At 65.5% G+C, this 25,326-nt stretch carries 22 protein-coding genes and 2 pseudogenes; 14 read left to right on the top strand and 10 right to left on the bottom strand.

Annotated elements, in window-relative coordinates; all coding sequences use genetic code 11:
- Window positions 1–572: 572 nt before the first annotated feature.
- The 4 genes from NTV05_16370 to NTV05_16355 all read left to right on the top strand — a co-directional run bounded on the left by NTV05_16370 (window position 573) and on the right by NTV05_16355 (window position 3,017).
- Window positions 573–1,784, top strand: a complete 1,212-nt coding sequence (locus NTV05_16370) for a tetratricopeptide repeat protein (GenBank protein ID MCX6545971.1) — start codon at window positions 573–575, stop codon at window positions 1,782–1,784.
- A gap of 4 nt (window positions 1,785–1,788) precedes the next feature.
- On the top strand, window positions 1,789–2,055 hold the full coding sequence (locus NTV05_16365) for a hypothetical protein (GenBank protein ID MCX6545970.1): 267 nt from the start codon (window positions 1,789–1,791) through the stop codon (window positions 2,053–2,055).
- A gap of 246 nt (window positions 2,056–2,301) precedes the next feature.
- Window positions 2,302–2,589, top strand: a complete 288-nt coding sequence (locus NTV05_16360; protein MCX6545969.1) for a hypothetical protein — start codon at window positions 2,302–2,304, stop codon at window positions 2,587–2,589.
- A gap of 5 nt (window positions 2,590–2,594) precedes the next feature.
- Window positions 2,595–3,017 carry a putative toxin-antitoxin system toxin component, PIN family gene (locus NTV05_16355; GenBank protein MCX6545968.1) on the top strand — a complete coding sequence of 141 codons (423 nt, stop codon included), beginning with the start codon at window positions 2,595–2,597 and terminating at the stop codon, window positions 3,015–3,017.
- Window positions 3,018–3,084: 67 nt separating this feature from the next.
- On the opposite strand, the gene NTV05_16350 is transcribed toward NTV05_16355, so the two are convergent.
- Window positions 3,085–3,519 (bottom strand): hypothetical protein, encoded by a 435-nt coding sequence (locus tag NTV05_16350; protein ID MCX6545967.1) that lies wholly within the window; start codon window positions 3,517–3,519, stop codon window positions 3,085–3,087.
- Window positions 3,520–3,794: 275 nt separating this feature from the next.
- Between NTV05_16350 and NTV05_16345 the strand changes: the two genes are divergently transcribed.
- The 3 genes and pseudogenes from NTV05_16345 (at window position 3,795) to NTV05_16335 (ending at window position 5,944) form a co-directional block, all read left to right on the top strand.
- Entirely contained in the window at window positions 3,795–4,973 is a 1,179-nt protein-coding gene (locus NTV05_16345) for an ATP-binding protein (GenBank protein MCX6545966.1), read from the top strand.
- Window positions 4,974–5,036: 63 nt separating this feature from the next.
- Window positions 5,037–5,189: pseudogene (locus NTV05_16340) on the top strand (serine/threonine protein kinase).
- A 338-nt stretch (window positions 5,190–5,527) separates the two neighbouring features.
- Window positions 5,528–5,944: an SgcJ/EcaC family oxidoreductase gene (locus NTV05_16335; protein MCX6545965.1), complete on the top strand. Its 417-nt coding sequence runs from the start codon at window positions 5,528–5,530 to the stop codon at window positions 5,942–5,944.
- A 26-nt stretch (window positions 5,945–5,970) separates the two neighbouring features.
- Here NTV05_16335 and NTV05_16330 read toward each other — a convergent pair.
- Window positions 5,971–6,588 (bottom strand): annotated as a pseudogene (locus NTV05_16330) (class I SAM-dependent methyltransferase).
- Window positions 6,589–6,839: 251 nt separating this feature from the next.
- Here NTV05_16330 and NTV05_16325 point away from each other — a divergent pair.
- Window positions 6,840–7,337, top strand: a complete 498-nt coding sequence (locus tag NTV05_16325) for a hypothetical protein (protein ID MCX6545964.1) — start codon at window positions 6,840–6,842, stop codon at window positions 7,335–7,337.
- A 118-nt stretch (window positions 7,338–7,455) separates the two neighbouring features.
- Here NTV05_16325 and NTV05_16320 read toward each other — a convergent pair whose 3' ends face one another.
- The 3 genes from NTV05_16320 to NTV05_16310 all read right to left on the bottom strand — a co-directional run bounded on the left by NTV05_16320 (window position 7,456) and on the right by NTV05_16310 (window position 10,925).
- Window positions 7,456–8,514 (bottom strand): AI-2E family transporter, encoded by a 1,059-nt coding sequence (locus NTV05_16320; protein MCX6545963.1) that lies wholly within the window; start codon window positions 8,512–8,514, stop codon window positions 7,456–7,458.
- A gap of 12 nt (window positions 8,515–8,526) precedes the next feature.
- A complete protein-coding gene (locus NTV05_16315; protein ID MCX6545962.1) occupies window positions 8,527–9,276 on the bottom strand; it encodes a thioredoxin domain-containing protein in 750 nt (249 codons plus the stop codon).
- A gap of 281 nt (window positions 9,277–9,557) precedes the next feature.
- Window positions 9,558–10,925: a sigma-54 dependent transcriptional regulator gene (locus NTV05_16310; protein MCX6545961.1), complete on the bottom strand. Its 1,368-nt coding sequence runs from the start codon at window positions 10,923–10,925 to the stop codon at window positions 9,558–9,560.
- Between the two features lie 1,821 nt (window positions 10,926–12,746).
- Between NTV05_16310 and NTV05_16305 the strand changes: the two genes are divergently transcribed.
- Window positions 12,747–13,229 (top strand): hypothetical protein, encoded by a 483-nt coding sequence (locus NTV05_16305; protein MCX6545960.1) that lies wholly within the window; start codon window positions 12,747–12,749, stop codon window positions 13,227–13,229.
- A gap of 1 nt (window position 13,230) precedes the next feature.
- Here the strand turns inward: NTV05_16305 and NTV05_16300 are convergent, their stop codons facing one another.
- Both NTV05_16300 and NTV05_16295 read right to left on the bottom strand, forming a co-directional pair.
- Window positions 13,231–15,000, bottom strand: a complete 1,770-nt coding sequence (locus NTV05_16300; protein MCX6545959.1) for a S8 family serine peptidase — start codon at window positions 14,998–15,000, stop codon at window positions 13,231–13,233.
- Window positions 15,001–15,093: 93 nt separating this feature from the next.
- Window positions 15,094–15,303, bottom strand: coding sequence for a hypothetical protein (locus NTV05_16295; GenBank protein ID MCX6545958.1), 210 nt, complete (start codon window positions 15,301–15,303; stop codon window positions 15,094–15,096).
- A 631-nt stretch (window positions 15,304–15,934) separates the two neighbouring features.
- Here NTV05_16295 and NTV05_16290 point away from each other — a divergent pair.
- The 4 genes from NTV05_16290 to NTV05_16275 all read left to right on the top strand — a co-directional run bounded on the left by NTV05_16290 (window position 15,935) and on the right by NTV05_16275 (window position 19,304).
- Entirely contained in the window at window positions 15,935–16,528 is a 594-nt protein-coding gene (locus NTV05_16290; protein MCX6545957.1) for a hypothetical protein, read from the top strand.
- 102 nt (window positions 16,529–16,630) lie between these two features.
- Window positions 16,631–17,803, top strand: a complete 1,173-nt coding sequence (locus NTV05_16285) for a L,D-transpeptidase family protein (GenBank protein MCX6545956.1) — start codon at window positions 16,631–16,633, stop codon at window positions 17,801–17,803.
- Window positions 17,742–18,536 carry a L,D-transpeptidase family protein gene (locus NTV05_16280; protein ID MCX6545955.1) on the top strand — a complete coding sequence of 265 codons (795 nt, stop codon included), beginning with the start codon at window positions 17,742–17,744 and terminating at the stop codon, window positions 18,534–18,536. Before NTV05_16285 ends, NTV05_16280 begins: the two co-directional genes overlap by 62 nt.
- A gap of 6 nt (window positions 18,537–18,542) precedes the next feature.
- Window positions 18,543–19,304 carry a hypothetical protein gene (locus NTV05_16275; GenBank protein MCX6545954.1) on the top strand — a complete coding sequence of 254 codons (762 nt, stop codon included), beginning with the start codon at window positions 18,543–18,545 and terminating at the stop codon, window positions 19,302–19,304.
- 30 nt (window positions 19,305–19,334) lie between these two features.
- Here the strand turns inward: NTV05_16275 and NTV05_16270 are convergent, their stop codons facing one another.
- Window positions 19,335–20,627, bottom strand: coding sequence for a M20/M25/M40 family metallo-hydrolase (locus tag NTV05_16270; protein ID MCX6545953.1), 1,293 nt, complete (start codon window positions 20,625–20,627; stop codon window positions 19,335–19,337).
- A 101-nt stretch (window positions 20,628–20,728) separates the two neighbouring features.
- Between NTV05_16270 and NTV05_16265 the strand changes: the two genes are divergently transcribed.
- Complete coding sequence (locus tag NTV05_16265; GenBank protein MCX6545952.1) at window positions 20,729–20,929, top strand: hypothetical protein; 201 nt, start codon at window positions 20,729–20,731, stop codon at window positions 20,927–20,929.
- Here NTV05_16265 and NTV05_16260 read toward each other — a convergent pair.
- The gene (locus tag NTV05_16260; GenBank protein MCX6545951.1) at window positions 20,919–22,136 is read right to left on the bottom strand and encodes an adenosine deaminase family protein; all 1,218 of its coding nucleotides are present in this window, start codon (window positions 22,134–22,136) and stop codon (window positions 20,919–20,921) included. The two genes, NTV05_16265 and NTV05_16260, sit on opposite strands and share 11 nt — an antisense overlap.
- A 142-nt stretch (window positions 22,137–22,278) precedes the next feature.
- Window positions 22,279–25,326, bottom strand: a complete 3,048-nt coding sequence (locus NTV05_16255) for a protein kinase (GenBank protein ID MCX6545950.1) — start codon at window positions 25,324–25,326, stop codon at window positions 22,279–22,281.

Raw genomic sequence — 25,326 nt, 5'->3', positions numbered from 1 at the left:
TTTCACCGAGCGGCGCAACTGCTCCGCCCGGCTGGCACCGCAGTGCTACGATTAACCGACAATCCCGCGACGCGGACCGCCTTCACTCGAATCGAACAGGCCCTCGCGCGCGCGGCGTAGTTATTGACGCATCAAGGCTAATGCTTGCTATTGTCAAGCCTCGATCGAACCGCGCTGCCGAAGTGCCCCCGACCGAAGAGCAGCGAGGCCCCCTTTTCCCATGATCCGTTGAGCGGGATCCTGGCCAGGAGGCACGGCATGACATGCGTGTTCAAATCCTCGATGCGGTGCGCAGCACTCTCGGCGGCGCTCGTCAGCGCTGGAGGCGGTCCCCGCACCGCCGCGCGGGCCACACCGTCCGCCGCCGCGCACCCTCCACTGGCCCTCGCGCTCCCCCCGCCGCGTCGAATGCCCGCGGCTCTGGTTGGTCAGATTACCCTTTCTGGACGTGGATGGGCTGCCGGACATGGTAGATTCTGCAGCACGTCGATGGCGGCCTCCGCCATTCGGATACGGAGCGATCCGGAGCGTCGGAAGATCAGCCGGTGTCCAATCGTGCGAGGAGGGACCGCATGCGCACTTTCCTTTTCATCGGCATCGTCGTCGGCCTGCTTTGCGCCGCTCCCGCAGCCGCACAACGGCCCGTCACCACCGATGCGGATCGCAAGACCGCACTCGACCTGTTCGACCAGCACAAAGTGATTGAGGCGCTGCCGCTGCTCGAGAAGCTCGCGGCCGATCGGCCCGACGACATCGTTGTCCAGGAACGCCTGGGCGTGTGCTTGGCCGGCCTGATCAGTGGCCTGAAAGATCCCGAAGAGCGAAAACAGGCAGCGTTGCGCGCCCGCGCGGTCCTGCTCCGCGCCAAGGCCCTCGGCGACAACAGCGAACTGCTCCAGACGATCCTCTCATCGATTCCGGAGGACGGCGTGCTGCCTGGCTTCTCGTCGAAGGGCGAGGTGGAGGAGGTGATGACGGCCGCCGAGGCCGATTTCGCGAAGGGCAATCTGGACCGGGCCCGCGAACAGTACGCCAAGGCGCTCCAACTGGACCCCACGCTCTACCACGCGGCGCTCTTCGCCGGCGATGCGTGTTACAAGCAGAACAAGCACGCCGACGCCGGAGCGTGGTTCGCGAAGGCGATTCAAATCGATCCGAACCGGGAAACCGCCTATCGCTACTGGGGAGACTCGCTGATGGCCTCAGGCCAGATGACCGAGGCGCGCGCGAAGTTCATCGAGGCGGTGATCGCTCAACCGTACGACCGCACGGCGCGGACGGGTCTCACCCAGTGGGCCAGCCGCAACCGTGTCCAGTTTCGCGTGGTTCAGCTCAAACAACTCGCGACCGTCAAGACCGAGGGCAACCAGAGCACGATTACGATCGACCCCACCAACCTCGGGAAGCCCGGAATCTCCATCGCGGCGGCCTCCATCGTCTACGGCGGCACGCGCATCGGCTGGCAGCGGGACAAGTTCAAGCAGATGTACCCGGACGAGCCGACGTACCGGCACAGCCTGAAGGAAGAGGCGGAGGCGCTCGACGCGGTGGCGGCGTGGGTGAAGAGCCAGCGCGCGTCGGACAAGACCAGCACCGAGCCGGCGGTGGATCCCGAACTGGCCGAACTCGTGGGCATTCGGGACGCGGGGCTTCTCGAGGCGTACATTTTGCTGTTCCGCCCGACTGCCGGCATTGTGCAGGACTACGCCGCCTATCGCGCCACCAACAGGGAGAAGCTGATCCGCTTCATGGACGAGTTCGTGGTGCCGCGACTCCGACAATAGTCGCATGGAGGAGCACGATTCTGACGCGTACCATGCTAGCGGCACATCGCCGTCGCGCATGGTCCTGATCTCGAATCGTGGTTCCCTATCCAGCTATCTCGTCTCAGCGTCCGCCGTCGTGAGCGTGAACGTCACCGTCACCGCCATCAAGACGGGATACCGCACGCCGCTTGGCGCGGAAGGTTCGGGACCGGTTTCCGCCCTGATCTCGGCCGGTGCAGCGACGGGCGCGGCGGCCGGGTTCTCGACGACGGGAGCAACTGGCTGCTGAACGTCGCTCGCCGGAAGTGGAGGCGGAGGTCGTGGAGCGGGGACCGCCACGACCGGGGTCACAAACGCCAGCATGGCGGGGCGGGGTGGGGAGCACGTCGCCGGCCGTCATGGCTGTGCCCGGGCGAGCGTCTGCCCGGGCGGCGTTTGAGAAAGAACCCGAAGTGCGCGATGTCGAGCGCAGGGTCGACCAATCTGGCACTTGCTGTTCCTGCTAGAGCAACTATAATAGTTGCGAGAGGTGCACATGACGGCCAAGGTTTCTACCATCGACGTGCGGCAGCGGCTTGGCGACATGCTCAATCGGGTGGCGCTGCGGAACGACGAGTTCATCATCGAACGCAAGGGGAAGGCGCTCGCCGCCCTGGTACCGGTCGAGCGATTGGCACAGATGCGACGCTTCGCGCGCCGGCACGCCCTGGACTTCCTCGCGCAGCAGGGCGGCGCACTGACCGACAAGCAGGCGTCCGAGCTGGCCCTGGAGGCGCAGCGCTGGGCCCGCAGGTCTGCCAAACTGCGCGCGAAGTCGGCGTAACGACCGTGTTCCGGGCTGTCCTTGATGCCAACGTGTTCGTGAGCGCGGCTATCCATCCGGACGGACCGCCGGGCCGCATCATCGAACACTTTCTCCGTACAGATGCGTTTACGCTGGTCCTGTCTGAGGCCATCGTCGAGGAGGTGATGCGGGCCCTCGCATACCCCAAAGTCCGCCGGTACGTGCGCCGGGGCCTCGACCCCGGACTCTGGATGGAGGACTTGGTCGTCCTGGCTGATTTCGTTCTGGATCCGGTTCAGGTGCCTGGCGTGAGCAAGGACCCGGATGATGACAAGTATCTGGCCGCAGCCATCGCTGGCCGCGCCCCGCTCGTCGTGACTGGCGATCCTCACCTCTTGACGGTCGGGGAGTACGAAGGTGTCCGCATCGTGACGCCCCGAGCGTTCCTGAACCTCTTGAGCGCGTGAGCACCCGGCGCGGGGAGCCGGAGCCGCGTCCTGCAAGCGACGACCTCTCGGCCAACCGGCCGCGCCGTCAGCGCTTCGCCGTCTCCTCGAACACGTACTCGTGCTGCGCGTCGCGCGTGATCAATCGGCGCTTCCCGTCCTTGTCCGCCACGACGAATTCCATGCCGGCGAGCGTCGGGTCAATGGTGATGAAGGAGATCGTCCCGTCGTCGTTCTTCCGTGAGGCCACGGCGCTCTTCCACTCGCCCGCGTCGAAGAGAATCGCCGCCCCTTCCTTGATCACCGTCACCTCGCCGAGCGCGGCGTTCACGTAGCGCGGGGCCAGCTTCGCGGCGGCGGCCGGGTCGGCCGGGACGACGGAGTAGTTCAGGTCCATCCGCGCGCGGGTCACCTTGCCGTCTACGTCGTCGCCGTGGGGCTGGGCGACGTCCCCCTTCAGGGCCTTGGCGAAGTCGAAGGTGGTCGTCGTCATTCCCAGCGGCTCGAAGACCCTCGTCCGCATCGCGCGTCATTCTACCCGATCAACCGGTCCGCCCGCCTCCGCTCTTCGCGCTCTCCTTACTGCGCCTGAGTGGTGTCCAAGAAACAGGGAGATCACATTTCTCGGACCGCTGTCAGGGGCCAAAGTGGCCGCACTCTGAGGTTGGCTTTCATCAAAGGCTTGAGGCCAGTTCTGCGCCAGGGCGGCGGCGTGTCCGTGCAGCCGTTGGTGACAACTATTTTTGCTAATAAGCAAATAAAGTTGCGACTTTTTGTGCGAGGGAGCATAATCCGCTCATGACCGTCGTGCGATCGCTTCAGCCTGCGGTACTGGCCGATCTGCCCCGGAAGATGGTGTTCGTCGTCGGCCCCCGGCAGGTCGGCAAGACCACGCTGGGACGGCAGTGCCTCGACCTGGTCCCGGGCGTGTATCTGAATTGGGACAACCGTGACGATCGACGCGAACTCCGTGCCCCGCGCTGGCCCGGCGGTCGTGCCCTGGTCGTGCTGGACGAACTGCACAAGTCGCGCAGTTGGAAAAGCTGGCTCAAAGGCGAATACGACACGCACCATCCGCGCCTCCAGTTCCTCGTGACCGGATCGGCCAGGCTCGACACGTACCGGCGCGGGGGCGACTCGCTGCAGGGACGCTACCATGCCTACCGGCTTCATCCGTTCTCCGTGGCCGAATTGGTGTCACCAGGCGTGATCCCGGATGTGGCCCCGGGACGGGAACTGATCCTGCCCCCACCGACGAAGACTGCCGCCGCACACCTGGCCGCGCTCTTCGAATTCGGGGGATTTCCCGAGCCGCTGCTGGCGCAATCGGCGCGGACCCTTCGGCGATGGCAGCGCGATCGGATCGACCGGTTCTTTCGCGAGGATGTGCGAGACCTCGAGTCGATCCGCGACCTGTCACTCGTCGAACAACTCGCAGATGCGATTCCGGAACATGTCGGTTCGCTGCTCTCGTTGAACGCCTTGCGTGAGGATCTGGAAGTGAGCCATCGCGCCGTGACGCACTGGATCGGCGTGCTCGAACGCCTCTACCACGTCGTGCTGCTCCGCCCGTTCGTCAGTCGCCGGATCACGGCCCTCAAGAAGATGCCGAAGGCCTACCTCTGGGATTGGAGTCTGGTCACCGATCCGGCGGGGCGGTTCGAGAACATGCTCGCGCTGCATCTGCTGAAGTTCTGCCACATGCTGCGGGATCGGGACGGCTACGATGTCGAACTCTGGTACCTGCGCGATCGCGCCGGGCACGAGGTCGACTTTCTCGTCACGCTCGATCGAAAGCCGTGGTTTGCCGCCGAGGCCAAGCTCGCCGAAACCGCCATTGATCCCGCGCTGCGGTACTTCAGGGATCGCCTGCGCGTCCCGTGGGTCTATCAGGTGGTCAAGGACTGTACGCGCGATGTGGTCGACGATGGCGTCAGGTGTGTGCCGGCGTCCACGTTTCTCGCCGCGCTGGCCTGACGAGCGAGGGCGGCGTCGCTGCGGCAGGGGCGGCGCGGCGTATAATGCGCCGCAGGAGCGACCATGTCCCTGGCTGCGGGCACGCGGCTGGGCCCCTACGAGGTCCTCGGGCTGATTGGCGCCGGGGGCATGGGCGAGGTCTACAAAGCCCGGGACACGCGCCTCGACCGCACGGTCGCCATCAAGCTCCTCCCGCCTGAACTGAGTGCCGATCCCGCCCCTTCGATCGGGTCAGGGTCGGCCCGAGCACAGTCTGCATACGGCATCCGGTGCCACGACGTCGCGCCCGACGGCCAGCGGTTCTACGTGGTTCAGTCTCGGACTTCGCTTGCCCCACCGGTGGTTATGCACATCAGCCTCATCCAGAACTGGTTCGAGGAGTTAAAAGCGAAGGTGCCGGGCGGACAAGCGAGGTAGGCAGACAGGCGGCGGTCCTGTTCCCGCCGCTGGAATACGGGGATCACCGTCTGAGCAGGGACATCGCGTTCACCGGAGGGACGCGGCTCGCCCTGGCACGGTGCATGTGACGCCGGTATTCGAAAGGGAGGCTTCCTATGGATGCGTACGCAGACGACGCCACGACCATTCGTGAGCTTGAGCGTCAGGGGAGGGAGGCAGCCGAAAAGAAGAACCTGGATCGATATGTGTCTTTCTATGCCGACGATGCCGTCTTGTTCTGGCCAGGAGTCCCGATGGTCACTGGCCGGACGGCGATCCGGACATTCATGCAAGGGTTCCTTGCGATGCCCGCGTTCTCGCTGAGCTTTGAAACGGCGAAGGTGGACGTCTCCCGAGCCGGTGATTTCGCTTACTCCTACGGCACCAACAAGGTGACGCTGGTGGACCCGAACGGCAACAAGTTCAGAGATAGCGGCAAGTACGTGACCGTCTACCGGAAGCAGCCTGACGGCACGTGGAAGGTTGTCGCGGATATCGGCAATTCCGATCTGCCGGCGCCGGTCCCGGCGTAGTCAAAACTTCCGCCGCGACCTCGCGGCTACAGGTCGCGGACGAACCGGCTGTAATTGAAGGACTGCACCGTGCCGGACGGCGTGCGGTGCGCATCCGCCACGGTTTCGACCGGCGTGAATCCTCCACCAAGTTCCGCGCTGATCCCGGCCTCGTCGTACCGGCACACCGGCAGGCCGCTGCAACGCTCGGGGCCGTCAGGCGCGAAGGTCGCGATGATCACCGATCCGCCGGGTTTCACGACATCCCGCAGGTGTGCGACGTACCGCACCCGATCCTCAGCGTCGGTCAGGAAGTGGAAGACGGCGCGGTCGTGCCAGATATCCACCTGGGGAACCGTCCACGGCCCCGTGATGTCAGCCTCGATCCATCTCACGCGATCGGCCTGTTCACCCAGCCGGGCCCGTGCCCGCGCGAGCGCGGCCGCCGAGACATCCAGCACCGTCACGCAGCCGACGCCGCGCGCGACCAGGGCGTCCACGAGGCGGGAATCCCCGCCCCCGATGTCGATCACTCACGTGCCGCCTGTCAGCCCCGCTCTCTCCAGCAATTGAAGGGATACCGCCGGCTCAGGCTGGAACCAGCTCACCTCATGTGAGGCTTTCGTGGTGTAGACACGTTCCCAGTGCGCTTTGCGATCCATCATACGGAGCATGTTCCTTCCGCTTCGATCATCTCATATCCTGTCGCGGAGAGCCTGACGATCGCCGGCGGAAGGTCCAGGCGCGCGCTGTTGTTGACAGGTCCGGGCGCGCAGGTCCGGGCGCGCGCTTGCCTCTTGCCCGGGTTTCCCGGACAATGCGCACGAAGCGAACGACCGAACCGCAGGGGTTAAAGTTGTCCGCGCCGGCGGGTGCGGGCAACCGTCAGGCGGGGGAGGCCCGTTGCGTGCATGACATGGCGGCCATCATGGGCGAGATCCTCCGAACATACGCGCTGCCCGTACGCGGCGACCACGGCGTCGTGCACTGGGCGCGGGTGCTGGAGAACGGACTCCGCGTCGCCGACACCAACGGGGCCGACCGCGAGGTGATCGCGTTGTTCGCCTTGTTCCACGACTCGCGGCGGATCAACCAGTTCCGCGACGACGGCCACGGGCTGCGAGGCGGGGAGTTCGCGCGGTCGCTGCGGGGCACACTGGTGCATCTGGATGATGGCAGGTTCGACCTGCTGTTCCAGGCGTGCGGCCTGCACACGGACGGTCTCACCGAGGGCGGCCCGACGCTGCAGGCCTGCTGGGACGCGGACTGTCTGGATCTGGCGCGGGTCGGGATCAGGCCCAGGCCTCGCCGCCTGTGCACGGACGTCGCGCGAGAGCTGGTGGGCTGGGCGAACGCGCGGGCGGTCAGCAGGCACGAACCCGCTTCGGTGTTAGCGTCATGGGGCCTCGGATAGGGCCCGCCTGACCCGCAGCTGTCGACTCTGCGTGGGAGTCCGGCCGTTCTACCGGTTCAGCCCGCTGCCGACTCGCTTGAAGCCCTCGACTGGAGCAAGGGTTGATGCTCCGGCGCGGCTACTCCTCGCGCCCTCCCTCTTCAGGAGCTTCATGCCCGGGCCGATCGGGCTGCTGTGTTGCCGCATCGCGCGCGCTCGTGCGCACGAGCCGCTCGATGTCGCGGTACTCGCGCCAGTGTCGAGCGCTCACGGAAAGCAATCCGGCCACCGGGACCGCGATGATCACGCCGCCCGCGCCGGCCATCGCCGCGCCGGCCCAACTCGTGAGGATGACCGCCGGCGTCGACAGGTGCATCCCGCGCCCCACGAGGCGCGGGTAGATCACGTAGTCCTGCACGATTCGCAGCACGCCAAGAAACACGACGACCGGCAGCACGCCGCCCGCCGCCTGGGTGATCGCGATCAACAGCGCGACGAGCGGGCCGATGACCGGCACCAGTTCGAGAATGCCTGCCGCCACTCCCATCGACACCGCCGACGGCACGCCGAGCATCGCGAACCCGCCGACACACGCGATGCCGACGATCACTCCTGCCGCCGCCTGGGCGCGCACGTAACCGGCCAAGGCGCTGTTGACGTCCTGCAGGTATTCGCCGCCCCGCCACTGCAGATGCCCGCGCGGCAGCACGCGGAGCGTCGATTGCCAGAACCTCGGCACAAGCGTCAGCAGCAGAAACGCCAGCACCGCCGCGACGACGAGCCAACGGGCGTACGCCGCCGCGTCAATCAGCGTGTCGAGGGTGGTACGGGCTTGGCGCAGGATGTAAGCGATGGCGCCATCCGCACCCCGCTTGAGCACCGGACGCGCGGCCGGCGGCACCGGCGCCTCAGCGATCAGATGGTCGATGGCCTCGAGATCACCGCCGCCGAAGAGGCGGTCAACGGCTGCCGGCGCGGTCACGCGCACCCACTGTTCGACGCGATCGCTCGAGGCGCGCCACGCCAGGGCTCCCGGGATGAACAGGATCAGATAGATCAGGATGATTGCGGCCGGCCGTGACAGCGGACGGCCCCGTCGCCCGACGCGGACGCGGCTGCTCATCTCCGCGACTGCCGGGGCCAGCAGGTACGCGAAGAACATCGAGAGCAGCAGCAGGACCGCGCCGCCCTGGATCACACTACACTCCTGTCACTTTACCGGCTGGCCGGCCGGCGCGAGCAGTGCCTTGATCCTGGTGTCGAACGCGTCGAAGGGCAGGGAGCCGATGATGAGGACGCCGTCGAGCGTGTCGCCCGTGGTGCGGCCGAGCAGAAACGTGGGTGTGCCTTCGATGCCGAGGCTGCGGCCCGCCGCCATGTCCGCTTCAATCTCGGCGTCGTGGAGGGTGCTGCTGGCGCAGGCGGCAAAGGCCCTCATGTCCAGCTTGAGCTCCGTGGCCGCCGTGGTGATGAAGGCCGGGCTCAGTCTGGATGCGTTGCGAAGGAGCGACATCCGCATCTCCCAGAACTTGCCCTGGTCGGCGGCGCAGCGCGCGGCGCGGGCGGCGGGCATGGCCTGCGGGTGGAAGTCGAGGGGGAAGTCGCGGCTCACGAAGCGCACCAGCCCCGTGTCGATGTACTGCTTCTTGATCTGCTCGAATGTCGTGGTGGTGAACCGGTTGCAGTAGGGGCACTGCAGGTCGGTGAACTCGACCAGTGTGAGGGGCGCGTCGGGCTTACCCATCACCGGGCCGAGGACCGGCGTCAGTTTCCCGTGCTGGTCGGCGGGCGGGGCTTTGGGTGCCGGTTCGGGCTGGGTGAGGCGTTCGAGTGCCTGCCGGATGCGGCGGAGTTCCTTGAGCATCTCCTCGCCCTGCTGCTGCGTGATGCCCTGCTGCTGGGGGACGCCCTGCTGCTGGGTGATGCCCTGTGCGGTCGCCGGGGTCTTCGTCTGCGCCATGCCAGGCGCCGGCATTGCCGCGAAACACCCTGCTACAACCATTAGCAAAATCACCCTTCGTCGCACGGCGCACTCCCTTCGAATCAGATCGGGCCCGAGGCTTCTGGGCAGAGTAGCACAGCAGGGAGAGGCGTCGCTGTTCTGCCCTTGAGCAAGGCCGCACTGGCCGAGATTGTGACGGAAGGGATGACCGGAGTTTCCACGAGCCTGGCCCTCGGATGAATGCAAGGCGCGCCGGACGCGCCAGCGGGGACCAACCGCTGATTCGCCGTCTGTGCGGGTCACAACCCGAGTCGGCGGCGCTTCAGGTAAAGGCCCTTTCGGGAAAGGCCGAGACGTGTGGCGGCCTCTTCCGTCCGTCCCTCCGTTGCCGTCAGAGCGTACGTAATGGCTGCCCGCTCGAGTTCCTGCACGAGATCAGGCAACGGCCGGTCCACGCGAAGCCACAGGGACGACGATGGTTGATCTGTCACGGTTGGCTGTTGCGCTGGGTCGGCGGCGAGCACTTCCGGCGACAGAGCATGAGCCGGAATCACCGATCCCGATTCCGCCAGCGCCACGACTCTCCGGAGCTCGTGCTTGAGTTGACGCAGATTGCCAGGCCAGCGACCCAACATAAGATGCTCGACTGCCTCGTCCGACATCCGGATGCCGATCTTATCGAATTCCCGGCACGACTGCTCAAGAAAACTCGCTACGAGATCGGGGATTTCTTCGCGGCGTTCCCTGAGGGGCGGCAAACGAAATCTGAACACGTTCAGGCGGTAGTAGAGATCCTCTCGAAACCGCCCCTCGGCCACCAGTTGCTCCAAGTTTGCGTTCGTCGCCGCTATGACCCTCACGTCGATACGTTGTGGCTTCGACTCTCCTAGCGGATGCACCTCCATCGCATCGAGGAATCTCAGCAACTTGGGTTGGACTTCCAGCGGAAGTTCCCCGATTTCGTCAAGAAAGAGCGTGCCCAGAGCTGCCGCTTTGACTATTCCCTCGAATGACTCGCTCGCCCCGGTGAAGGCCCCTCGTCGATAGCCGAACAACTGGCTGTCGACCAGTTCTCTTGGCAGGCTCGCACAATTGAATGGCACGAAGGGCCCAGACGACCGGCGGGATGCGCCATGAATAATGCGCGCCACCACCTCCTTCCCGGTTCCACTTTCGCCTGTCAGTAACACTGTGACGTCAACCGTAGCAATTCGCCGGGCTGTCCCGACAAGTTCCACCATAGCGCGCGAACGAAAGACGCCATTTCCATTCACCTCTCTCTCGGAAGTGGCCGCGGGTTGACTACTGGCCAGGGCGTCTGGAGCCGGTCCTATTCTCGCTCTCGAGTTCTCTATCACGCGTCCGAAAAAGGCGCAGTTCGTCTGCGATCTTGCGTCAGCAGAAGGGTGAATATTCAGCGTGACAGATTGTCCCGAATCCGCGCCTACGAGGATTCGGATCAGACCAATTCCGTCTGCCCGCGTCGGCTCACTTGATTCGAAACGACGCCGTTGGCGGTAGGAGGTCCACACGGTGCCTCTTCTTCCATCCAACGATGACACCTCTACGTAGCCATCACGAATCCACCCAAGACGCGACATGATCCGCAGAGCTTCCTCGGCGATGAGATGCGGTCGTGTCAGTAGTTCGGGAAGTGTCGCAACCAATGACAGAAGCTCTGAACAGTCAACAGGAGCGCCGGCCAGGTAAGGTGATGCTGCCTCCAGGTGGCAGAAGATCCTAAGAGGTCGTCGGAGAGCGTGCGCGTCTGGCGAGAAGGATATCGAGTTCGCTTCACTGAGACGGCATCCAAGATCGCCAAGACACTGATCGACGGCATCGACATGGGCTCCATTCTCCGCACCAGACGCCAAGACCCTCAACGCCCTCGCGTGGAATGGTTCAGCCTCCGCTATTCCAACCACTCTTGAGACGAACGCACCGAGAATACTGTTGATTTGCCCTAGAGACAGTAGAGACCTGTCATCGCATTCTGACACCAGCGCCGCAAGGGAGTCGGACGTCCTACCGATCTCCCCGCTGTTGAGAAGTGCGCGTGCCTTCAGAGCAGACAGTTGGCGATCGCCGAAAGAACGTTGTCGGTTGGACGGATGGCCTGGAGCACGTTCCAAGAGTCTCACTACTTCACTCAACCGACCGCGCTGGACTAGTAGGCGCAGTTCAGTGCGCGTGTTCCACGTGCGGTACCAGTCTGAGCGCACCTGGAGTAGCGCTGCAGCCCGTACCTGAGCTTCGTCTAGAAGCGATTGGCAGCTCTCAAAGTCCCTCTCCGATAACCTAATCTCCGCGAGTGTCTCCGTTAGAAGTCCGTAAGCTTGATCGCTTGGATCTGCACACGCTAAGGCTGAGCCGATGCACTGGCTCGCTCGGGTCAACTGGCCCAGGGCCAGGTACGAAGCCGCGAGATCTGCGAGAGCTACGACCTTTGTATCGTAGTCCCCTGACTGTTTCGACGTCTCAACCGCACGGACAGCAAACTTCAGAGCCTCGGGGTACGCTCCGGCGAGGTAGTGCAAGCATGAGTACTGGATGTCGAGGAGACCACGCAGCCAAACGTTTGGAGATCGGGTGAGTAGGGATTCGGCGAGAGCGCTGTGTCGACGCGACTCTGCAATATCGCCTCTCTTCGCCTGAGACTCTGCCGAATACACGTGGTACGCGACAGATACCTGAGGTGAACCCAAACGGGCGACATTTCGGCGGAGGTCGTCCTGGATGTAGCTAGTAGATCCTGATCCGGACGCCTCAGATACCACCTTCGCAAGTCGAAGTTGAGCCCAACAGACTTGCTCAAGGCTGTCAGCCCTTTCCGCTTGCGCGCAAGCCAAACGGAAGGCCTTCTCCGCATCTTTCAGATGACCTCTTCTTCTTGCAAGGCGTCCTTCGACGATCGAACAGCGCGCGCGAAGGTAGTCCGACAGAGATTTCGCTCCCGTCAGAATCGACAAGATTGCCTGGGCCCGTTCCGCACGACCGGTGCGTTCCAGCAACTCGGCGTGCAATACGGACCACTCATGCGGGGGCTCTCCGTTGCGCTGCGGCGTTAGTCTACTGAGTTTCGATAGGGCTTCTCCAAATCGTCCTTCTCGCGCCGCTTCCACGACCGCTTGATCTACGACGAAGTGTCTTCCCATCTGAAGCTCGGACGGTTGATATGTTGATTGATTGCCAGAGGCTACTAAGGAATCACTTTGTCAGGCTCTCTACTGTCCGAGTGAATGTGCGAGGAATCGCTCCTAAGATCACCAAACAGGCCGTTGGGTCTGACAAGTCGGCAGGCGAAGCTCGATCGACCAGCCATTCAGCGCCTGCGGCGGCTACCAGTGCAGTACTAACTGCACCCTGATTCACCGAGCAGTTCAGCGCAGGGGCGGGCTGAGCGGTGGAGGCTCTCAACCCCGGCCGGCCCCCCGGGACGGCCGAAGTCGAGGAGGACGGCATTCGTTCTGGCCACGAGGTCCATCGCGATGCTGACGAACTCCATGCCATGGAACCTCCAAACCCAGCGATCACCATGGAACGAGCGCAACTCCAGAATGGGGCTGCCGAGACTCGTTCCAAAGCACCGCGCTAACCAGGACGCCACCGCGGTCGTGACAGGGCTACGATTCGATCCGAGGGAAGGAGCAGTGCTGTGGAGCGCCGAGACGAATCGGGAAGAACTTGCTGAACCGGTGAACGCGTGGGAAGAACGCCAACTTGAAATGATCAAGCGCGCCTACTGTTTCTTCAATCACTCCCATGCCTTCGAATCTCTCACGCGTCAGCCGCGCCGGAAGAAGTTCCTTAACGAACCGAGTGCGGCGACTCCGCAACTCCGCCTCTGCGAGGGCGGAGGCGCGGGCGACCGACGGCATCGTTGGGCGTTCACGAAAGCCCAAAAAGCCCGCGCAGAAGAAGATCCAACCTGCTGCCGTGCGTTGACCTCTTACAAACCGGAATCATGCTGACTCAATCCCCCCAGATGATCCGGTCGCCCCAGATGATCCGGTCGCCCCAGATGATCCGGTCGCCCCAGATGATGCGGTCGCCCCAGATGATCCGGTCGCCCCAGATGATGCGGTCGCCCCAGATGATCCGGTCGCCCCAGATGATCCGGTCGCCCCAGATGATCCGGTCGCCCCAGATGATGCGGTCGCCCCAGATGATGCGGTCGCCCCAGATGATCCGGTCGCCCCAGATAATCCGGTCGCCCCAGATGATGCGGTCGCCCCAGATGATGCGGTCGCCCCAGATGATCCGGTCACCCCAGATAATCCGGTCGCCCCAGATGATCCGGCTGAGGTCGTTGCCCTCGCCGCCCCAATAGACAATGCCCGCACCCACCAGCTTCTCGCCGCCGTCATAGAGCGTCAGCGCCGGCACCTTCGGGCTGGGACCATTCGCCGCCATCCACACGGCCCCGGCCGCATTGAGCGCCCCGGATCCGGCCGCAAAATACCCGTCAGGAACAAACGTCGCCGACAATTGCAGCGCCAGCTTCACATGCTCAGGATGCAGACTCGGATTCGCATCCAGCATCAACGCGGCCGCACCAGCCACCACGGCGGTCGATACGCTCGCCCCGCTCATCGTCATATACGCGGCGCCGTCACCCGACTGCGTGAACGTGGCGCTCCCAAGCGTGTGGCTCTCGGTGTCAATCGTGCTGCCCAGCACGTCGGCCGACATGATCTTGTTGCCCGGCGCCACCAGATCGGGCTTCATCACGAAGTCGATGCTGGTCGGCCCGCGCGAACTGTAGGTGGAAACGTACCAATCCTTCGAGCTCAGACTGTTCCTGGTCGTGAGCGAGCCCACGGTAATCGCAGCCGGCAGGTTGCCAGGCGACGAGATGCCGCCAAGCAGCGTCACGTCCTTCTTGTTGATCTGGACCTTGCCGTAGTTGCCAGCCGACGCCACCACCACCATGCCGGCGTCAATCGCCCGCTGCACAGCCTGGCAAAGCGGGTCGGTCTTGTACGACTCGAACACGGGGTGCCCAAGCGCGATGGTGATGATGCGGATGCCGTACTTGCCCTGGTTCTCAACCGCCCAGTCGAGCGCCGCAATCACGTCGCTGGTGTCGCCGCTGCCATCAGCGCCGAGCACCTTGAGCGAAAGAAGACGCGCACCAGGCGCCACGCCGCCGTAGGTCTGACCAGTGGCATCGGCCCCGAGATCCTTGCCCGCAATCAGATTCGCCAGGTGCGTGCCGTGGCCAAACTGGTCGTCGGTGCTGGTGCCGGTGAAGTCCACCGAACCAACAAGCCGGCCCTTGAGCGCCTTGAACGGAGCCACGCCGCTGTCAATCATCGCCACGACGATGTTGTGACCATCGACGCCAGCAACACCGCCAAAACCGTTCCACGCCTGGGGCGCGCCAACCGTCTGCGCCAGCAGGGAAGCGTCGGCCTTGACCGCGTTGTCGCCGGAAATCTGCGCGACGTCGGGATCGTTGGCCAGCGCGTCGAGCTGCCCGGGGGTGCCTTCGAGCACCACACCGTGCTCAAGCTGCTTCCTGACGCGCAGACCGTACCGCGCCGCCAGTTCGTCAGCCTTCGCCACGCTCTCGACAATCACCTGCATCGAGATGCGCGAAGGAGCCGCCAGCTCGTCGGCCACGTCCTTGGCCAGCCGCGCCCGGTGCTGCGCCGCACCCGGTGCCGCCAGACCCAGCACCAGCAATGCCGCCAGTGCCGCCGTCAGTGTCCATCGATTGAATTTGCGCCCGCCGTTCATATCGCCTCCGTGGGTGATTCCCACCTGTCCTGCCGCATTAGCCGCGCTGTATAAGTCCGCCTACCCTTCGACTCAGTCTGCCGAGCTCAGGGCCTAGAACCGTTCCAACCAGTTCGCCTTGACCGATTCCATCAACACCCGCTGCGAACCCATCGGCGTGCGCACCGTGTGCACACGCCCGTCGCGAATCCAGTAGTAAAGTGTGCGACGCGAAATCCCCAGAATCTGACCGGCCTGCACCATCGAAAGGCTTCGGGCGGTGCCAGGCACCACGTAGTCAAAATCGTCGCCGAGAATGGGCATCTCCCTTCCTCCAATCTCTTCTCGTAGCGAGATTGATGCCACATCAGGGCCCGGGCGCAGATTTAGTGCAGATTTGTGGAACTGTATGAAAATGAGGCAGTTAGCGGGGTGCGATTTCTCGAACAAAAACCCGGCTAACCCGGCCGCCGGCCAATCAATTGGCCTGTCGGCCAGCCGGTTGGCCCACGGTTCGCCATGTCGCCTCGTGGCAATTTGTGACACCGCGCTCGCCCGGAGCGGCCGGATTGTCACAGGAATCCGCCCTGGAGATGTGCTGATCGGTTCCAACCGCGCACACCCCGGCGCACAGGGAGACGACAATACCGTCGCTCCGCCCTCGGATCCGTCATCCGGTTCCGGTGCGCTAAATGCGCCGGATTGACGCGGCCCAACCCCTCGCGAGACGCCGCGCAGACGCCTGCCGAAGACGAAGATTCGCCATCAACGAAGGGCCGCAAACCAAGAGTGTCGTGTGCGCCGATCGCATCGACACGATTCCAGATCTATCGATGCCGCGCGCGGCATCTCTGACGTTCGGTTGCTCCATCACGCGCTGACGGGGGTATGATTCTAAGAGCGCCTCCGAGGCCAGTGGGGCTTCGGGAGGCAGCCGATCATAAGGAGACAGACTATGCGTGTGCGTGTTGGATTCCTCATCCTGGCTCTGGGCCTTGCCGTCGCGGTGACCGCTTGCGGCACGCCGCCCGCCGCTGATATCGATGCCGCGAAGGCCGCAGTCACCGCCGCTGGCACGGCTGGCGCAAGTGAATACGCCGCCCCGTCGTTGACGGCCGCGCAGGACGCCCAGGCCGCGCTCGACGCCGAACTGAAGGCCCAGGAGGGCAACTGGGTCAAGTCGTTCGACAAGGCCAAGCAGCTTGCCGCCGCCGCGAAGGCCGCTGGCGAGAAGGCGGCCGCCGACGCCGCAGCCGGGAAGGCAAAGGCCAAGGAGGACGCCACCAAGGCGATCGCCGACACCAAGACGATGCTCGCCGATACCGAAGCCTTGCTCGCGAAGGCGCCGAAGGGGAAGGGCTCGGCCGCCGATATCGCCGCGATGAAGACCGACCTCACCACCGCCGGGACCACGCTCACCGAGGCCGAGACGGCTCTGGCCAGCGAGAAGTTCCTCGATGCCAAGACCAAGGCGGATTCGGCCATGAACGCGGTCATGACGGTCAAGACGGCTGTCGAGACAGCCAAAGCAGCCATGATGAAGAAGTAGCACTCGCCTTGAGGGACCCGGTGCAGAGGCGTGAATCAACTGCGCCTCTCCCGGGGCTCCCGATTCCCCTGAGATTTGCGACGGCGGACGGAAGAGAGCTCCATGCGACGCGTTGACCCCCACGTGCACCGCAGGCTGGCCGTGGTGGTGGTCGGCGTCCTGCTCCTCGGCGGGGCGTGGCTCGCCCCGCGAACGGTGGCCTCACGCCGGACAGCGGCTATGCAGACGGCGGCCGGCGCCGCGCAGGCCGCCGTGCAGGCGGCCCGCGCCGATGACGCGCTGCACTGGGCCCCGGACGAACTGAAGGCGGCCGAGCGCGCGTTGCGAGACGCGCTGACGCGCCACCGCGTCGAGCAAGTACGCATCTGGCCAATCCCCGACTCGTCGTCTGTGATTGATGCGTGGTCCGCCGCCGAGCGCGCGGCCCGCACGGCGGCGGCTCTCGCGCGCAGCCGCCGCGCCGACGCCACCCGCTCTGCCACCGCCCAGATCGACAAGGCTCAAGCGGACGTCGCGGCCGGCGAGAGGACGGCGGCCACGATTCATCTCGGCCCCAACCGGTGGATGCTGGCCGCGGCCAAGATTGTGCTCGACCAGGCCCGCGCGTACCAGCGCGCTGGCGCGGTCGAGGCCGCCATCGCGCGAGCCAGGGATGCCGAATCGCTGGCCGAGCGCGTGGGCACCCACGCGGCGGGCATCGCGGCACGGTACGCCGATGCCGACACGATCGCCCGGTGGCAGCGCTGGAAGAGCGAGGCGATCAACTGGTCGCGGCGCGAGGGACGCGCGGCCATCGTTGTGGTGAAGGACGCGCACCTGATGACGCTCTTTGTCGGCGGCGAACCGGTCAGAAGCTACACGGTTGAACTCGGGTTCAACTGGATCGCCGACAAACGCCAGGAGGGAGACGGAGCCACGCCCGAGGGCCGGTACCGCATCGTCAAGCGCATGGACCACCTCTCCTCCGACTACTACAAGGCGTTGCTCATCGACTATCCCAACGCCGAGAATCGGGTGGCGTTCGCCCGCGCGCGCCGCACCGGCGAGGTTCCCACGGCAGCGCGGATCGGCGGGCTGATCGAGATTCATGGCGGCGGCGGCCGCCAGTACGACTGGACCAACGGCTGCGTGGCCGTGACTAACCCGGACATCGATCACCTGTTCGGCCGCGTTGCGGTCGGCACACCGGTGACCATCGTCGGGAGCGATACCTATGGACCCATCGCCGAGTTTGCCAACCGGTACGGACGAGACGCCGCCAGCCGCCGGCCCTGACCGCGGTCTGGCGGCTGAGCCGCCTCGGCAGGCAACGCCGAGCGCGCGGGCGGCCTGGCGCCTGCCCAGGATCCGATTCGACCGGCGCATGGTCGTCGCGGTGGCGATTGGCTTGCTGGTTGTTGGCGTGGCGTGGGCCGGCACGGGCTACCGCTATCAGCCTTACATCGACCGGCCCACGGCCCTCTGGGGGAAGATGCCGGCCGGCGACGTGGAACTGAAGCAGTTGACCGCGCGCCTCGATCGCCGATCCCGCGAGCTGACATCGGCCGTTCGCGCGGCGGCCCCTCGCGGCGTGTACATCGTGATCGACCAGACCCAGAACCGGCTGTACCTGAAACGAGACGATGAAACGCTGCTCGAGGCGAAGTGCTCGGCTGGATCAGGAATGGTGCTCAAGGAGACCGTCGGCAAGAAGCGCCAGTGGGTCTTCGATTCGCCGCGCGGGCAGTTCGAAGTGTTGTCGCTGCTGCGCAATCCTGTCTGGGCGAAACCCGACTGGGCGTTTGTCGAAGACGGGGAGCCGATTCCGAAGAACCCGGCGGATCGGCTCGAGTCGGGATCGCTCGGCGAGTACGCGCTCTATTTCGGCAACGGGTTCATGATCCATGGGACGCTCTACGAACGGCTGCTCGGCAGAGCCGTGTCGCACGGCTGCATCCGCGTCGGCCGTGACGACCTTCGGAAAGTCTGGGCGAATGCGCGCGTCGGCATGCGCATCTACATTTACTGACACCTGATGACAAACCACCACTGGTTGACGCGAATCTGCCTGGCGTTGATCGTCGCGGGAGCGGCGGGCCTCGGGGCGGCCGCGTGCGCGAAGGACCAGACCACCTCGCCGCCGTTGTCGGACGCCCAGGCGCGGGTGGCGAGACTCCAGCGCGTCAACAGCCTGCTGCAGCGGAAGGTCGAGCTGGCCGGCAGCAAGCAGTTCTATCTCGTGCTCGATCCGGGCGCCTCCGACATCACGTTGATGCTGCGCGGCGCGGAGCTCCAGCGGTATCCGGTGATCGGGTTGCAGGTGGGCCAGCCGCGGGTCGCGTGGTTTGCGCGGCGCGATCCGAAGCCGTGGCAGGACGCCATCTGGATGCACGGCGAGCTCGATCCGCCCCGGGCGATCGATCGGTTCGTGATCGAGGCCGCTCCGCCGGGCAAGGACACCGCCGAGCCGGAGACCCCGCCCGTGCCTCCCACGCCAGAGGAGTTGTATCCGGTGCCGTCGCGGTACCAGGTGCGCTTCGCCGACGGGCGGTCCATCGAGGTGCGCCCGCTCGACGCGGACGTCCAGGCCGGCCGGCTGGCGCGGCTGCGCGCGTCGTGGAGCGCGAAGTGGCACGATGCCGCCGCCGCGGTGGCGGGCGCGGAGCGCGATGCGGTCCGGTTGCGCATCGTGCTGAATCCGAAAGACGGGGCGTCGCTCTATCGATCCCTGCCGCCAGACGTGCGCCTGGTCATCCTCGGGCAGGAGCGCGCACCCGCGCCCGCGCCGGCGCGTTGAGGCTCGCCGCACCGATCGCCCGCGCCGATGTCATCGCTGTTGGCGTGCGGCGGGCCGAGGCGCCCACAGCACTCGATCAAGCAGCAGCGCGGCGCGCCTGGTGAGCACCGTCATCTCCTCGAGGTTGGTGTACTCGCCCGGGGCGTGTTCCTGAGCGCCCAGGCCCCCGAGGCCATCGAGTCCGGACACCAGCGTGGACACAAATGAGATGTCGCCCGCGCCCCGCTTGGACGGATCGTGCGGGGTGATGGGACCAGTACCGAGATCGCGCGACACCTGATCGAGCGTCGCGAGCAGCGCGCGATTGCCGTCGGTCGGTTCCATCGACGGCATGCCGTCGTCGAACGTGATTGTCGCCGACGTCTTCGGCAGATTCGCTGCGACGATGGCCCGCATCTTTCCGCGGGCGCGCTCCAGTTGATCGCGCGACAGGAAGCGCAGGTCGCCCTCGACGACCACCAACCGGGGCACCACGTTGTTCTTGCCGGTGGCCGTGCCGGTGAACGTCGTCGAGTCGTACTTGACGTCGGTGCCGCCGACGATCACGCTTGGGTTGTAGGTGAGATTCGGCTCGCGCAACTGCGCGTCGAAGGCGCCGAGAATGCGCGCGGCTTCGAAGATGGCGCCGCTGCCGCGGTCGTCGCCGAAAATCGTTGACGAGTGTCCCTGGGACCCCGTGACCTCGAGCCGCCACGAACTAAACCCCCGGCGTCCGACCACTGCGGTTCCGGGTTCATAGCCCTCGAAGGCCAGCGCGACATCGCTGCGGGTTGCCGCCTCGACGAGCGCCTTCCGGCTCGATTCGTACGGTGTGCCCGTGTCCTCCTCGTCGCCCGTGAGCACGACGATCACCTGGCGGTCGGCCAGGCGCCCGGCGGCGTGAAGCGCGCGAAGCGCCTCGATCAGGATCGCGTTCCCGGACTTCATGTCATTCGAGCCGCTGCCATAGCCGCGCCCGCCGTCGCGCCGGAACGCCTCTCCCTGCAGCACCGTGTCGAGATGGCCGATCAACAGCACCCGCGTGCCCTTGGTTCCCCGGTGCTCCGCGACCAGATGGCCCGCCCGCCCGACCTCCTTCTGATCCACCCACGTCGTGTCGAAGCCGAGCGTCTTCAGTTCCGCGGCGTACAGGTCGCCCACGCGCTTGACGCCCTCGTGATTTTCGGTGGCGCTTCGGATGTTCACAGAACGCGCCAGCAGGTCGATGGCGGCATCGCGGCGCTGATCGATGGACGCGAGAATCTGCTGCTCGGCCGGCGGGAGTTGCCTGGCGGAGAGAGGCACGCTCACAACCAGACCGACCAGAATGAGAAGACGACGCATGGTCACAGTGGGTCCTTTCGTGGTGCCGTGCCGCGCGGGGCGCCCGCACAGCAATCAGCTCGCGTCAGCTTCTCACAACAGGCCGGGCAGGCGGAAGTCTCTTGATCTGGCCAGCGCACCGCGATTTCGTGATTGCCAGGGTGCTGCAATCCGGGGGAACCGATGCCATCGCGTGGCTCAGGCATGCCGTGCCCGACGTCGAACTGGCCGCGGTCACGTGGTCGAACGTGCGGAGCGGCATCGCTGACGCGCTTCGCGCCGTGCTGCGACGAGGTGCTCCTCCGCGCCGCGTTACGGCCTGACGCTGGCGTTGTCGTCGATAACGGAGTCGGCGAAGTCGATCATCTCGCGGACGTAGGCGCGCTTCTCCAGGTACGTCCCCGGGAAGAAGCTGCGCTTGAAACCGTAGACGAGGATGTCGCGCACCTCACGGTCGGTGAGGGCGAAGGCTTCTGCCGCACGCTGGATCTCGTCGGTCACAGTCGTGTTCGAGACGAGGCGGTTGTCGGTGCAGAACGTAGTCGAGAGCCGGCGCTTCCGCATCTCGGCAAACGGGTGCCGGCTCAGATCCTGTCCCAGTTCCGGAACAGTCTGCTGGTTGGACGTCAGGCACACCTCGATCGTGATCCGCTTGTCGGCGACAAACTGCGCCAGGCGCTCGACGTACGCCTTGCGATCGGTGACGCGCTTGCCCGTGATCTTCGATTCGTCGAACAGCCACGTCCCGTGCCCAATCCGGTCGGCGTGCAGGTTGCCGATCGCCTGGAAGATCGACTCGGGGCCGTAGTCCTCGCCCGCGTGGACGGTCTTGCCGAGAAACGCTTCGTGCGCCACCTGGTAGGCGGCGCGATGATCCTCGGCCGGATAACCCTTTTCCTGTCCCGCCAGATCGATGCCGACCACCAGCAAGCCTTCGTCGTGCTTGAGCCGCGCCGCCGCCCGCGCCACCTGCACACTGGCGGCCGAGTGCAATTCGTGCGGCGGTGCCTCGGGCAGCGCCTCGAAGAATCGTCTGTATCCTTCCGAAAGAGCCGGAGTGAAATGGCGCAGCGCGCACAGGATGATCCCGGCGGCGAAGCGAGGCTCCAGGCCGGACGCCACCTCGGACCGGGAGTTGAAGGCGGTCGAGGCCCGGCGGATGCCGGAGTCCACGGCCCGCACGACGTCCGTGAACTCGAACTCCCGGCGCACGTGAAGCTGGGGCGCGAAGCGGATCTCAACGTATCGCACGCCCTCGGCCTGGCAGTCCTCGCACAACTCGAACGCCGCCCGCTCGATCGCTTCGCGATCCTGAAGCACCGCCACCGTGTAGCGAAATCCCTCGAGATACTCGATGAGAGTGGCGTACCGAGGACGAAAGACCGTCTCCCGTAGGCCATCCTCGGTATACGACGGCAGTTCGATGCCGCGCTCGCGGGCCAGTTCGATGAGCGTCGGCAGGCGCAACGACCCATCGAGATGAACGTGCAGATCGGTCTTCGGCAGGCGGCGAATCACGTCACGTGTCATCGCGTCTCCCTCACCACTATACTCGCGCGATGACGCATTGGAACGGGGCGGACGGCAGGTCCAGTGCGGGGTCACCGGCTTCAATGCTCGCGACCAGCTGGCCGCTCATGTCATAACTGGGTACGGTTCACCTCACGCGGGTCTACCGGCGGTCCCGCAGCCGAGCCCTGTTGGTGTCGCACGGGCGAAGCGCCGGTATCAGGGCGCTGCGCAGCTCAGCCGCCGAGGGAAAGCGCTCGTGAGGCGCCACCGCCAGGCAGCGCCGTAGCACCGCATTCAACTCGGCGTCGTTGGGAACCCCTGGCGGCAGGTGGTAATCAGGACGGATGTCCGCGCCGTCGGCGAAGGGCCTGGCTCGTGTCAGCATCTCGACCAGAATCACGCCGGCCGAATAGACATCGGCGCGGGCGTTCACCTCCTGTCCGCGGAGTTGCTCGGGCGCCATGTAGGCCAGGGTCCCCATCACGACACCCGACTCGCTGAGGCTCGCCGAGGTCGGCGCCGCGGAGGGCAGGGGACGGATCTTTGCCAGCCCGAAGTCCACGATCTTCACCGCCAGAGGAGCGCCAGCCCGGCCGACGCCCAGGATATTCTCGGGTTTGAGGTCTCGGTGGACAACGCCCTGCTCGTGGGCAGCGGCAAGGCCGTCCAGCATCTGCTCGAACCAGTCTGCCGTTTCGCCTGGCGCGAACGCGCCTGCCCGCTTCATTTCCGCGCGCAACGTGGCGCCGTGAAGTCGCTCCATGACGAGGTACGCTCCGCCGCCTTCGAGTTCGCCAAAATCATACAGGGCGACCACATTCGGGTGGTTCAGGCGCGCCACGGCCTGAGCCTCCCGCCGAAACCGGCGCAGCGCGCTCTGGTGGCCGAACGCTCCCCCGAGCATGACCTTGACCGCGACTTCGCGCCCGAGCCGCAGGTCGCGCGCCTCATAGACTGCACCCATTCCTCCCCGGCCGATGAGCCGGTCCAGGCGGTACTTGCCGTCCAGCGTGCGGGCCACCGGCAAGGTGAGGGTCAACACGCTCCCGTCGCGGTCGCACGCCCTGGCGCCGCGATCGAAACACGCGCCGCACACGGGGCACTCCTGCATCACGCTCACAAGACTGCCGTCGAGCTTGGCGAGCACGTCGCGCCTGATCCGCTGCTCATCGGTCACCTGCCCCTTGAGGCGCAGGTTGTCGAGCATCACCGACGTCGCCTGGATCATCACCCGCACCAGTTGGATGTCGCTTGCGCCGTACGGTTGCTCGGACTGTTTCTCGCCAAGCAGCAGCACACCGTCGACCCGCCCCGTGCCTGCCACGGGCACGATGATCCGCACGCCCTGCTCTTCGAGCCACCGGGAGTCGCTGCCTGATGCGCCGCTTCCCGTTGGCAGCGGCATCTGGGCGACGCTTCCCAGGCGCTTCAGATCTTCCAGCAGGCTCTCGCTGATCGGAAATGGAGTGCTCGCGAGCGACGGATCCGAGCTGTGTGCCAGCGTCATGACGCTGCTCGTGCGCCACCAGAGGTGCATCGACTTCGGGTGGAGAGAGCGCTCCAGTTGCCGGCAGACGAAGCCGGAGATCGCTTCCTCCGAGTCGAATCGGGCCAGTTGGTCTACCAGCCCGAGGACCACTTGCCCGCTGTCGTACTGTTCGTGGAAGAACTTCTGATCGAGCCATCGGAGAAGCGGCGCGCGAAACCGCAGGCTCAGGCCGAGGGCCAGGATCCAATAGAGATACGCCGTCGTGCCAGTGACCAGTTCCGCGATGGTTCGCTGGCGGTAGCTCACCACCGTGTAGAGCAGGGCGCCGATCGGCAGAGCCAGCAGAGCCTGAAGCGCGCGGCGGGCGAGCAGGTACTGAATGCCGAGCCGGATCGCGACCTTGACGCCGAACACCCCGTGCTTGACGACCGCATACGCAACGCTCAACGGGATCGCAACACTGAACCCGCACGTGACCATATCGAACACGGTCCAGGCGTATCCCGGCAGAAGCCACCGGGCGATGTCGGGGTTCGCGCGGACAAGACCCACCACGCCCAGCACCGCTGGCGGCGCCAGGCCCACGACCCCGCCGAGGGTGATCCAATGGAAGCGGCGGCGCTGATCGGGATCGGTGAGCGCACGATACTTGTGGACGGCAACCACGATCGCGCCGAACATCGCCAGCAGGCCCGTGACATTAAGTACCCATGTCATCAGTGTGCCCACGGGGCCCGCAAGCCACGGCGTCACTGCCTGCGGACCCTGCACGAACCCCACCCATGTGAGATACTCCGCAGGGACCGCGAACGTCGCCGTCCCCAGGTACAGCAACCAGAGCAGCGTCCTCCATCCTCTTGCCCGGGGCGGGTTGCCGGGAAACAGATAGAAGAAGTGGTAGCCGAGGACCACGTGCAGCGGTTGCAGGGCGTAGAGGGCCGTCAACTGACTGGTCTGCAGGAAGACCAAGCCAGTCAGGACAGCCGCCGCGAACGCCAGCCGGGCCATTTCTTCCTGCGGCCGGGCAAAGCCGATGAACAGCCCTATCGCACACCAGGCCAGGCTGAGCAGAAAGAAGAACAGCCGATACGTCAGGTCCGGGCGGGCGCCAACCGTGGGCAGCACGTACTCCCGCGCCGCACCGGCCCGGCTGACCTGAATCCGGTAGTGCTCTCCGATGCCCAGAAAGTCGCGGTAGGGCGAGGTGCCGACCTGGGCGACGTGAGCGTCGCCGTTCAGACTGAGTAGAACATCACCCGGCTGAAGCGCGTTTGCGGCGGGGCTTTCGGGCCTGATGCTGGCAACTTGCCACCGCGCGCCTCGCTGCGCCTCAGACCATCCGAAGACCGCGACGGCTCGCGGCATTGTCCAGGCCGCGTAGCCGAACGTCACGACAACCCCAGCGAGCATCAGCCAGACAACAGACAGAAACGCGCGCCGGCGGACGGGGAAGTCTCCCGTCTGGGGCCCCGCAGGATGCTCGTTCTCAGTCGCGGGTTCAGGGAGGCCGGACCGATCGCCAGCGGGTTCGGCCGCCTGCCAGGCGGGCTGCTCAAGGAACGAGTCGTCGCTTGCCTCAGCGAGCAGCGATTCGACCTCTCTCAAGATCTCGGGGTCGTCCTTGCAGGCCTTCTCGAGGAAGGCTGCCCGCTCATCGGGATCGCGGTCGAGCGCCGCATGATAGACGTCCTTCACCCGCTCCCATTTGCCGAGATGCAT

Source organism: Acidobacteriota bacterium (genome assembly GCA_026393755.1).
GTDB lineage: Bacteria > Acidobacteriota > Vicinamibacteria > Vicinamibacterales > JAKQTR01 > JBAXOX01.
Note: the sequence above shows the minus strand (reverse complement) of the source record. Positions and strands in the feature narration are given on the sequence as shown.